The following is an 11,028-nucleotide window of genomic DNA, read 5'->3' on the forward strand; positions in this document are numbered from 1 at the left end:
GGGCGCGTTCAACGGCCCTCCTCCTTGTGGGTGCGGCCGCGCAGGGCGGTGAGGGGTCCGGCGCACAGGCGTCGCAGGGGGGAGATCTCGGTGCCTCGGGCCGTGCCGCGCCCGTAGCGGCGTTCGAGCCAGGCCTGCGGGACGCTCAGGGCGGTGACCAGGGCCAGGTACCAGAGCGACGCCACCACGAGCATCGGGATGACCTGGTAGTTCTGCCCGTACACGTCCTGGATGTTGGACATCAGGTCGTGCGCCGCGATCACCGACACGAGGGCGGTCATCTTGAGCATGTTGATCGTCTCGTTGCCCAGCGGCGGGATGATCACCCGCATCGCCTGGGGCAGCACGATCCGCCGCATGGTGAGTGCCGGGCTCATGCCGAGCGAGTGGGCCGCCTCGGTCTGCCCCGGGTCGACGGACCGGATCCCCGCGCGGACGATCTCGGAGGCGTACGCGGCCTCGTTCAGGCCGAGCGCGAGCAGGGCCGCGACGGACGGGGTGAGCAGGGCGTTGGTGTCGGCCTGGAAGAAGGTGATACCGGTGAACGGGATGCCGATCATCACGTGCTGGTAGAGGGCTCCGGCGTAACCCCAGAAGATGATCTGTACGAGCAGCGGGGTGCCGCGGAAGACCCAGACGAACAGCGACGAGAGGCCGTACAGGACCCCGTTGTCGGAGAGCCGCATGACGGCCACGAGGGTGCCGAGGACGAGGCCGAGGGTCATCGCGGCGGCGGTCAGCCACAGGGTGGTGGTCAGTCCGTCGAAGATCAGCCCGGCGAACAGGTAGTGGCCGACGACGTCCCAGTGCAGGTTGCCGTTCTTCGCCAGCGAGCCGCTGAGGCCGGCCAGCGCGGCGACGGCGGCCACCGCGGAGAACCGGCGACCCCAGTGGCGGACGGGGACGATCTCGAAGGCGTCGGGAGCGAGGCCCGCACCGGTGTGCGGTGTGCCGAGGCGGGTGGTGGCGGTGGTCATCTCTAGTCCACCGCCGCGTTCTTGGTGGCTTCCTTCACGGCGATGGAGGCGACGCCGTACTTGTCGCAGATCTTGGTGAGGGTGCCGTCGTCGATCAGCGCCTGGAGTGCCCGCCTGATCGCTTCGGTCAGTTGCGGGAGCCGTCGGCTGACCGCGATGCCGTTGGGCGAGGCACGGTAGCCGGCCGGCGCCTCGGGGTCCTCGGCCAGGTCGAAGGCCTTGCCGCCGTCGGCGGTCTTGGCCGACCAGCCGGCGGCGGGCTTGGTGACGACCTCCGCGACCACCTTGCCGGAGCGCAGGGCGAGTTGGGCGTCGGAGTCCTTGGGGAAGGTCTGGATGTCGGCCGGCTTCCGGCCGGCGGCCCGGCATGTGGCCTGGTGGGCCGTGAGCAGCTTGTACTGGTTGGTCGCCGCCTGGACGCCGACCTTCCGGCCGCAGAGGTCGTCCAGCGTGCCGATCTCCGCCGGGTTGCCCTCGGCCACCAGGATGCCCGAGCCGGAGCGCGAGTAGTCGACGAAGTCGACGACCTTCTGCCGCTCCTTGTTGTCGGTCAGTGCGGACATCGCGGCGTCGAACCTGCCGGCCTGGAGGGCGGGCACGATGCCGTCGAACTTCGTCGGGGTGAAGGCGAACCTGACGCCGAGCTTCGCGCCGAGGGCCTGGCCGAGGTCGTAGTCCAGGCCGGTCAGGTCGCTCTTCCCCTCGGTGACGAACATCGCGAACGGGGGGTAGGGGACGTCCGTGGCCACGCGCACGGTACCCGCCTTCTTGATCGGCTCGGGCAGGGCCTCGTGGAGGGCCGCGTCCGGCGTGACCGTGACCCCGGCGATCCTGCCTCCGGCGGCGGGCTCACCGGCACCGCTCGCGCCGCAGCCGGCGACCACCGCCAGAGCCGTGCAGGCCAGCACGGCAGTCGCCCCTCGGCGGGGCGCAGAGATGTGCATCAACGTCGTTCCCTCTCGGACGTACGAAGCGAGCGGAATCAGCTCCGCCGACGTTCCAGACGTTACACATCAATGTTCGCGATGGCTAGATGTAATGTTTATTACGCACCGACGGCTGCCCCCGCGAGGCCATCAGCCCCCGACCAGGGCGGCCAGCGCCGCGGGATGCTCCTCGACCACCAGATGCCCCGCGCCGTCGATGGCGTTCAGATCGACGCCGAGCCTGGTGCGGACCGCCGGGCGGAGCCTGCTCAAGGGCAGGAAGACGTCGTGTGAACCGTTGACGATCAACCGGGGAACGTCCCGAGCCGGGAGCTCGGCCGCCCCCGGTGCTCCGCCGGAGCGGACGTGCCGGGACACCAGGGTCAACCAGTCGACCAGCTCCTCGCGCGGCTGGAGGCCCGGCCGGTACCGCACGATCGGATGACGGTGACTGCCACGGGCGCGGATACCCCTGTGGGAAGGGCGAACGGCCCTGCCTTGACGGCGATTTGACGGCCCGTCGGTGGATCACGAGGAGCTCGGCCTCGAAGACCACAGTCCCTTTCAATAGTACGTCCCGCAACCACATTTGGCGCGCGGGGACCGCCTCCACGGGTGGCGCGAGCACGGCTCCCGGTCCACGCTGAAAGAGGGGATCTGACGGCCGCACGCCCGCACGCAGGAGGCGAGAGCCATGGCCGAGAACATCATGAAAAGTCAACAGAACGACCTCAGTTCACTCATGGAGCGGGCGTCGAAACGTGACTCCACCGTCCCCTTCGACGGCTACAGCCGCGATGACGGAAACATCCCGGGAAACATCCTGATCGTCGCTGCCGGCGACTGCGTCTATTCCTTCGCCAAGTCCGACATCATGGACCGGGAGACCATCGGCGAAGACCGGATCAGGGTGTACGTGCGGGAGGGCGCCACGGCATTCCGGCTGGGCCGGATGCGCGCCGGTGAACCGCAGGACCCCTTCATGGTCGCCATGGAGAACATCGCGCCGCCGACGAGCCCAGGACTGCCCGGGGAGCCGAGGCCGGCGGGCGGACCGGCCGGGCTGGCGAACGCCGAGGCGATGGAGCACCTGGCTCCTCCGCCGGCCGTGGACGTGCCGGGCGCGCCGCGCTACGCGGCCGCGGGCATGGAACAGGCGCAGGCGGCCCAGCCCCGGGTGCTCGCCCCGCCCCTCTCCACCGTCGGAGGCTACTGGACGAACAGCTGCGTCGGCGGCGACGCCTTCCCGAACAACTGCGCCCACTTCCTCTCGGACGCGTTCATCCGCGCCGGGTACACGGAACTCTCCGCCCCCAACCCGTACATCAACGCCCGGTGCTACACCACCGCCCGCCGGCCCATCAGGGCACGCGACATGTGGGCCTGGTTCGCGTCGAAGGCGGTCCGCACGAGCTCCACGCCGACGCCGTACACAGGATGGTGGGCTGTCTTCCAGCTCGACGAGAGCGTGTACTGGGGCGGTCACGTGGCGCTCTTCGACTCCGACTCGTGGACGTACTACGGGACGGGCTGGCACGGCACGTGGCGCCAGTACATGTACCAGTGGTGACCGCGTTCCAGCACCAGCCGCGTCCGGAAGGAGACTGCGGTGAACCCCCTTCTGTATGCCCGGAACAACCGCATCGTCGAACTGATGGAGCAGCCCGCGGAGCAGCGTGACGCCGACTGGATGCAGGAGGCGGCGCAGCAGGCGGTCCTTCTGGAACTCGCCACGCTCCCGCCGTATCTCTGCGGTCTGTGGTCGATCGACACCTCGACCGGGGACGGTTCCGTCTTCGACACCCTGCACGAGATCGTCTTCGACGAGATGTCGCACCTCGGTCTGGCGTGCAACCTGCTCACCACGATCGGCGGGACTCCCGTGCTCGCCGACGAGACGGTGGTGCCGAGGTACCCGGGCCCGCTTCCCGGAGGTGTGCGGCCCGGACTCAAGGTCCTCCTCAGCGGACTGACGAAGGATGCGGTGGACATGTACTCCCGCATCGAGGAACCGGACCATCCGCTCGTACGGGCCGTGGCGGAGCACACGTCGATCGGGGCCTTCTACACCGCGCTCCTGGACGCGTTCCGTGCGCATCCGGAGCGGATCACCGGCGCCCGGCAGCTGACCAAGCTCATGCCCCAGCACGGTGAGGGCAACGACGTGGTGCCCCTCGACTCGCTCGCCGCCGTCGAGACGGCCATCGACGTGATCAAGGAGCAGGGTGAGGGCACGTCGGCCTCGCCCGATAACCCGCACCCGGGGGCCGCGGGAGAACGCGCCCACTTCTACGCGTTCCGGGAGATCTTCCACGAGCGCAAGCTGCAGAAGAACCCGGACACCGGGAAGTTCGAGTTCACGGGAGCGCCGATCGTGATGCCCCTGGCCAAGCCCATGGCGGTCGTGCCCGAAGGGGGCTGGCCCCGGACGGGACCCTCCGCACCGGACGCCGAGACGATCCAGATCCTCGACGAGTCCAACCAGGCCTTCAGCACCCTGCTGAGCCTGCTGGAGAAGGCGTGGAAGACGAACAACGCAAGCGAGGCGAAGGGGCTTCTGGGCCAGGCGGTGGGGCAGATGTTCTCCCTGCAGGACCCCGCGCAACGGCTGATGGACCGCCCGATCCCCGGCGCCGACGGCAAGACGTACGGGCCGGAGTTCCGCTTCGTGGCTCACTGACGGCGCCGGCGCGCCCCGCACGGGCTGTCCACGTGCCCCTGCCGGGCGGGTGAAAAGGGGACCGGTTCGGCGCGCCGGGGTGGTTCGCGAGCGCGCCCCGCGCGGTGACCGGGGTTAGCGTCGGATGCGTTCCGATCCCCCATCCGCCCGGCCGGGGGCCCCTTGGTGCGTCCGCGGGCGGAGAACGGCGACGACCCGATGAACGTCCCCCTCCCCTCCCGGGCCCGCTGATGGCAGCCGCCCCCCTGCCGCAACTGGCGGCCGACGTCCGCGACGGGCTCGTCCTCCTGCTCCCGGACCTCCCGGGGCTTCCCGGCCCGGAACGTGCGAAGCGCCTGGCTCAGGCGCTCGGACTGCCCTCCGAGGCGCTCACCCCGGAGGCCCTGCTCGCGCGGCTCGCACTGCCGGGTGCGGCCGCGCCGGGGGACCTGTGGCCGGTCCTCGTCGACCTGCTGCGGACGGCCGTACGGGGCGCGACGCGGGCGACGCCGAACTGGTCGCTGGTGATCGAGAACGTCCTCCGTGCCGGCCCCACCCAGGTGGAGCCGCTCGGCACCGCGCTTCCTCCGGTACTGAACCTCACGTTCAGGCTGAGCGACGCCCTCAGCCTGGTGCCGGGGCTCGCCGTGCGGGACGGCATCAACCTCGTGCTCTCCCTGGCCACCGCCGTACCCGAGGACTCCACCCTCGCGTTCCGGGCCGAGGGCATGGAGCTCGCGCTCGCGGACCACGAGCTGCTGAAGCTCCTCGCCCCCGACGGCCTCTCCCTCAAGGGGAGTCTGGGCGTCCGCCTCGACGGCAAGGGGCTGCGGCTCGAGGGCGGCAGCAACGGCAAGGGCATCGCCCTGCCCCTGGACCGGGCCCCCTCCGCGCTGCGCGCACCCTCGCTGTACGTGGCCTCGCACGACGGCGGGCTCCAGCTCACCACCTCCTTCCGCGCCTCCCTGCTCGGTGTCGCGGACGCGGCGGTCGACGGGGTGGGGCTCGACATCCGTCCGACGGCCGGCGGGTTCACGCCGTCGGTGCTGCCGCCGAGGGGTCTCGGACTCACCCTGGCCCTCGGCCCGGCGAAGGGCGGCGGATTCCTCTGCGAGCAGGACGGGCAGTACCACGGCGCGCTCTCGCTGAGCCTGGGCGTCGTCGAGGTCAAGGCCTTCGGGATCCTGCAGCCCCGCCCGCCGTCGGTGCTCGTGGCGCTGAGCGCCGAGTTCACCCCGGCGATCGAACTGGGCCTCGCGTTCACGCTCAACGCCGTCGGCGGTCTGGTCGGCGTCGGGCGCGCGCTCGACCGGGCGGGCCTGGCCGCGGCCGTGCAGTCCGGCCACCTGGACGATCTGCTCTTCCCCGCGGACGCCGCCGCGGCGGCGCCGCGCATCCTGACCACGCTGGGGACGGTCTTCCCCGCGCGGCCCGGGAGCACGGTCGTCGGGCCGATGTTCCGGGTCGGCTGGGGCCGCCCGGTCTCGTTCGTCACGGCAGATGTCGGCGTGGTGCTCGAACTGCCCAGCGGGGTGGTGGGCATCCTCGGCCGGCTGCGGATCGCGCTGCCCGCCCCGCAGGCGCCGGTGATCGACCTGCGGGCCTCGGTCGCGGGCGTCGTCGACGCCGCCAACGGCCTGGTCGAGATCAACGCGAACCTCGCCGGATCCCGGCTGCTCACCGCCCCGGTGGAAGGCGGCCTCGCCCTGCGGGCCAAGTCGGGGCAGGACGCGACGTTCATCCTCAGCGCCGGTGGATTCCACCCCCGCTACACCCCTCCCGCGGGCTTCCCGACACCGAAGCGCCTCACGATCCCCCTCGCGGACAGCCCGTTCCTGAAGGTCGTGTTCTCCGGCTACTTCGCCCTCACCCCCGGCACCGTCCAGGCCGGCGCGGAGTTGTCCGCCGTCATCGGGACGAGCGGCACCGGCGTGTCCGGGCGGCTCTCCTTCGACGCGCTGGTGCGCTGGGAGCCGAGCTTCGGCGTGATGCTCGACCTCAGCGGCTCGTTCGCGCTGCGCTTCGCCGGGGAGACCCTGTGCTCCGTCGGGCTGCGCGTCCACGTGGACGGTCCGACGCCGTGCTGGCACGTCGCCGGGCGCGCCAGCGTGTCCTTCTTCTTCTTCGACGTCAGCTTCCCCTTCGACGAGCACTGGAACTGCACCGGCCAGGCGGTCGCCCCGACGCCCCCGGACGTCTGCCGGGCCCTGGAACAGGCCCTGGACGATCCCCGCAGCTGGGAGCCGGTCCTTCCGGACGGCGTGCGCACGATGGTCTCGCTGCGCGCCGACGGCGTGGCCGCCGGCCGCCTGCTGCATCCGCTGGGGCGGGTGCGGTTCAGCCAGCGCACGGTGCCGCTCGGGATCGAGGTGGTCCGGTTCGGGCCCGGCAGGCTGCCCAAGGCGACCGCGTTCGACGTGGGCGTCACGTTCCCCACCGGGGCCGGGACGTCGCAGCCGGTCACGGAGGACTTCGCGCGGGCCGACTTCTTCGACCTCACGGACGATCAGAAGCTCACCCAGCCCGCGTTCGAGCGGTTCCGCTCCGGCGCCGAGCTGACCCCGCCGCCCACCGCGGGCAGCGCCACCCGGACGACGGTGCCGGTCGAGTACGAGACCAAGTGGCTGGGCGGCACGGCCCCCGCCCCTCCCTGGCTGATCAGCGACGCGGCGCTCCAGGCCGCCCTCTCCCACGGCGCCGTCGGCCGCAGCCTCGTCCACGAGCTGAGCGCGCGGTACACCACGCCTCCGCGCAAGCCGGTGCTGAAGGAGCGCACGTACGCGATCGCGAGCCGCGACACGCTCACGACGCAGACGGGCTTCCTGAGCACGTTCACCGAAGCCGCAGCCAAGCTGAGGGACACCGCGGGCGGGTCCGGGCTTCTCCAGATCGTGCCCGCGTACGAGGTGAGGCCATGACCGTGTACACCTTCGCGTCCTGGGACCGGGCCGGCGCAGCCGCCTGTCTCACCGATGCCGACGACCTGTCCCGTACCACCCCCGTACGGGGGGCGCTCGCGGCCACCGCGTCGGTGAACGGCCGTCCCGCCCGGCCGGTCCCGGTGCCCGCGCTCCAGCTGTACGGCCCCGGGGACGTCCGGGCGATCGACCCCAAGGAGATCGTGCGGGTCTTCCCGCTGCCCGGCACACCGGACGCGGAGCCGACCCGCTTCCCGCTGGTGGAGTTCGAACGCACCGAGCTGCCCTGGCTGTTCACCCCGCTGCGAGAGGGCGCGGCGGGCGAGCTGCGCCCCTGGCTGACCCTCGTCTGCGTGCCCGTCGCGGCGGGCCGGCCGCAGCGCGAACCCGGCGTGCCGCTGCCGGTCCTCCGGGTCCCGGGCAGCGAGCTGCCCGATCCGACCACCCTGCACCTGTGGGCGCACGCCCAGACCCTCCCCGGCCACGAGACCGATCCGCGGCGGTCGGTCTCCCGGCTCCTCGCGCCCCGCCGGCTCGAGCCGCAGACCGCGTACACCGCCTGCCTGGTCCCCTCGTTCCTGGCCGGAAAGCTGGCCGGACTCGGCAAGGCCGCCGACTCCGCGAGCCTGGCCCCCGCGTGGGACCCCGCCGCGACCGTCCGGTGCGAACTGCCCGTCTACTTCTCCTGGGTGTTCTCGACCGGCGAGGCCGGCGACTTCGAGACCCTCGCGGCGCGTCTCCGGGCCCACCCGCTCCCCCCGCACGCCGGCCGCCGGCCGCTCGACGTCAGCCGCCCCGGCCTGTTCGCGAACGGCCCCGGGCCGGTCGTCCAGGAGGTGGAGAGCGCCCTGCGCCCCCCGGGCGACCTGAACCGGGACCCGTGGCCCACGGGCGCCCAGAGCGCGCAGTGGCAGCAGCGGCTCGCGAAGGCGCTGGTCCCGGTCTCCGACGGCACCGGCGACGAGGACCCCGACGTCCTGCCGCCGCTGTACGGAGGCTTCCACGCGTTGCGCAAGAGCGCCGACCCGTCCTCGGCGGGCTGGCTCGACACGCTCAACCTGGATCCGCGGTGGCGGGTCGCGGCGGGTCTGGGCGCCCGGACCGTGCAGGCCGACCAGGAGGCCCTCATGGCCTCCGCGTGGCGCCAGCTGGTGGACGTGCAGGCGGCCAACCGGTTCCTCGACCTGGCCCGGTTCGCCCGGCTGGTCTCCGGCCGCCTGCACCTGCGGCACGTGAAGCCGCTCTCCGCCGACGAGGTGCTGCGCCTCGTCACCCCCCTGCAGAGCCGGATCGCCCTGACGGCGGACACCACCCTGTGGTCGACGGTCCGGGCGAGCCTGCTGCCGAACGCCATGGCCACCACGGTGTTCCACCGCACCGTGCGCCCCATGGGCGTCCTCAGCCGACGGGTGGGCCTGATCGCGGGGCGGGCGGCGGACGCGCCCGAGCCGCCGCCGTTCTCGACCGTGCTGACCTCGGTCGCCTCCTCCCCCACCGGACTCGCCGTGGCCCGCCGCGACCCGGACGGCACGGTGGCCTTCTCCGTCGCGCCCGAGCGGGTCGTCGGCGCGGAGCGGCTCGCCGCCGTACGGAAGGTGTTCGCGCCCGAGGACGGGGCGGCGGAGGCCTGGCGGCAGGTGGCGGCCGACGCGACCGCGCGCTCCCTGCAGCGCGCGGTCACCATCGAGCAGCTGGCCGCCACGAAGCCGCTCCCCGCCTCCGGACTCAACCGCTCCTTCCGGCTCGGCGCACTGCCCGAGGTGGAGGCGCCCGAGGACTTCCTGGCCAGGACGAGGATCGACCCGCACGGCGATCTGGTCTTCCCCACCGAACGGACCGGACCGGCCGGACTCGACCTGTTCACCGGGGCGGCGGACACCGGGACGGCACCGGGAGAGTTCACCGGGTCCTGGAGCGGGCCGTGGGACACCGTGAACGCCGGCAAGGGCGAGCCGGCCGGCGGCTGGCGGGGCACCTGCTCGGGCACCCTGCGGGTGGGTCCCGACCGGTCGGGCACCTGGAAGGGCGTCTTCCACGGCAGCTGGAGCAACAACACGGGCGCCGGCGGCACGGACCCCACCTGGCTCGCCCTCTACACCGGCACCTGGGAGTCCGGCGGGGAGCGCGGGGTGTGGCGCGGCGTGTGCGCCGGAACCTGGGACTCCTGGAACTCCTCCTCCGACGGCGTCTTCACCGGGACCTGGAGCTCCGGGACCCACCACGGCACCTTCCGGGGCACGTGTCCGGGCGACTGGGACTGGGACGCCGCCGGCGGCCTGACCGGCGAGTGGAGCGCCGACTGCTACGGCGAACTCCGTCTCACCGGCGAGGGCCCCGGCGGGCCGCAGGAGCCCTGGGACCCCGACGCCCTCCCGGGGCTCGTCGACCGCTGGCAGTCCACCGGCACACTGCCCCTGGACGTCTTCACCGGCGGCGGTCTGCTCGCCGGGCAGCAGGACCTGCTGCCCGCCCCCGCCGTGCTCGGCGCCGGTCCCGAGAACCTCAAGGACATGGTCGTCTCGGCGCACGACCGGGTCCTCGGCCCCTCGGACGCCCCGCCGATCCCGCACCGCGAGCCCTTCCCGACCGGTACCTCGCAGAACGGCGTCGTGGCCCTGACGGATCCGTCGGTGACGGTGCCCGCGGTGGTGGCCTCCCGGGTGGACCGGCCCGAGGGCACCGACCCGGAGGCACCGGTGCAGTGGGCGCCCGTCTTCCAGGACGCCATGTGGCCGCCGCTGTCCCGGCAGTCCAACGAGTGGCTCTTCGGCGGCCTCGACCACGTCCCCGCCGACTCGGCGGTCCTCGCGCTGACCAACGCGCCCTTCGTGGCCTCCTACATGGTCGGCCTCAACCACGAGTTCGCGCGTGAGCTGCGCTGGCGCGAGTACCCCACCGACCAGCGCGGCACGTACTTCGCCTCGTTCTGGGGGTACGGGAAGGACCTGCCGGAGCTGCACACCTGGCAGCGCGACCTGCCGCTGGGCGCGCATCTGACCGCCCCGCCCGACCGGGTGGTCCTGCTGCTGCGCAGCGCCCTGCTGCGCCGCTACCCCGGCGCGATCATCTACGCGGCTCCGCTGCTCGGCACGGAGCCCGACGAGGCACACGCCCGGCACCCCATCTTCCGCGGCGGTCTGGACCCCGACACCGCCATGGTGGGCTTCGACCTCACCGAAGCCGAACTCAGGGCCTCGCCCTGGTGCTTCGTGATCGCCGAGCAGCCGACCGAGCCGCGGTTCGGGCTCGACGACCCCGACCCCGAGGCGCTCACCACCCCGCCGCCCGCCGGCGCCTGGGGCGGCCCGTACACCCCGCCGAACACTCCCAGCGAGGCGGACGACTGGAACGACCTGAAATGGAGTCACCTCTTCGACTCCAAGGACGCCTATCTGGCCGCCGCCTACGCGCCGGGAACCCTGCGGCCCAACGTCTCGTACGGCGGCCTGGTCTGGGGCAGGAGCGCGGCCGGCACGGCCCGCCAGTGCTTCCAGCAGCCCGTCAGGGTCATCCTGCCCGCCGAACGGCTCCTGGCCCCCTGAGGAGAG

The 11,028-nt window shown here is 72.6% G+C and carries 7 protein-coding genes; 4 read left to right on the forward strand and 3 right to left on the reverse strand.

The genetic code is table 11. The features are described 5' to 3' along the window. Nucleotides 1-8: 8 nt before the first annotated feature. The 3 genes from ACZ7HT_RS32635 to ACZ7HT_RS32645 form a co-directional block, all read right to left on the reverse strand. Nucleotides 9-977 (reverse strand): amino acid ABC transporter permease, encoded by a 969-nt coding sequence (locus ACZ7HT_RS32635; RefSeq protein ID WP_471172570.1) that lies wholly within the window; start codon nt 975-977, stop codon nt 9-11. 2 nt (nt 978-979) lie between these two features. After that, nucleotides 980-1,885 carry an ABC transporter substrate-binding protein gene (locus ACZ7HT_RS32640; RefSeq protein ID WP_471172573.1) on the reverse strand — a complete coding sequence of 302 codons (906 nt, stop codon included), beginning with the start codon at nt 1,883-1,885 and terminating at the stop codon, nt 980-982. A gap of 168 nt (nt 1,886-2,053) precedes the next feature. Further along, nucleotides 2,054-2,338, reverse strand: a complete 285-nt coding sequence (locus ACZ7HT_RS32645; RefSeq protein WP_471172575.1) for an alpha/beta fold hydrolase — start codon at nt 2,336-2,338, stop codon at nt 2,054-2,056. A 259-nt stretch (nt 2,339-2,597) separates the two neighbouring features. On the opposite strand from ACZ7HT_RS32645, the gene ACZ7HT_RS32650 reads away from it, so the two are divergent. The 4 genes from ACZ7HT_RS32650 to ACZ7HT_RS32665 all read left to right on the forward strand — a co-directional run bounded on the left by ACZ7HT_RS32650 (nt 2,598) and on the right by ACZ7HT_RS32665 (nt 11,022). After that, nucleotides 2,598-3,473, forward strand: a complete 876-nt coding sequence (locus tag ACZ7HT_RS32650; RefSeq protein WP_471172577.1) for a hypothetical protein — start codon at nt 2,598-2,600, stop codon at nt 3,471-3,473. Between the two features lie 39 nt (nt 3,474-3,512). Continuing rightward, entirely contained in the window at nt 3,513-4,583 is a 1,071-nt protein-coding gene (locus ACZ7HT_RS32655; RefSeq protein ID WP_471172580.1) for a ferritin-like domain-containing protein, read from the forward strand. Nucleotides 4,584-4,813: 230 nt separating this feature from the next. Next, nucleotides 4,814-7,480 carry a DUF6603 domain-containing protein gene (locus tag ACZ7HT_RS32660; RefSeq protein ID WP_471172583.1) on the forward strand — a complete coding sequence of 889 codons (2,667 nt, stop codon included), beginning with the start codon at nt 4,814-4,816 and terminating at the stop codon, nt 7,478-7,480. Further along, nucleotides 7,477-11,022: an NACHT domain-containing protein gene (locus ACZ7HT_RS32665; RefSeq protein ID WP_471172586.1), complete on the forward strand. Its 3,546-nt coding sequence runs from the start codon at nt 7,477-7,479 to the stop codon at nt 11,020-11,022. Before ACZ7HT_RS32660 ends, ACZ7HT_RS32665 begins: the two co-directional genes overlap by 4 nt. The last annotated feature ends 6 nt before the right edge of the window (nt 11,023-11,028 follow it).

Source organism: Streptomyces sp. NPDC037410 (genome assembly GCF_055602235.1).

Bases quoted from the DNA above. Each gene is read 5' to 3' on its own strand.
- ACZ7HT_RS32635 (WP_471172570.1), bottom strand. From the start codon at position 977: ATGACCACCGCCACCACCCGCCTCGGCACACCGCACACCGGTGCGGGC.
- ACZ7HT_RS32650 (WP_471172577.1), top strand. From the start codon at position 2,598: ATGGCCGAGAACATCATGAAAAGTCAACAGAACGACCTCAGTTCACTC.
- ACZ7HT_RS32660 (WP_471172583.1), top strand. From the start codon at position 4,814: ATGGCAGCCGCCCCCCTGCCGCAACTGGCGGCCGACGTCCGCGACGGG.
- ACZ7HT_RS32665 (WP_471172586.1), top strand. From the start codon at position 7,477: ATGACCGTGTACACCTTCGCGTCCTGGGACCGGGCCGGCGCAGCCGCC.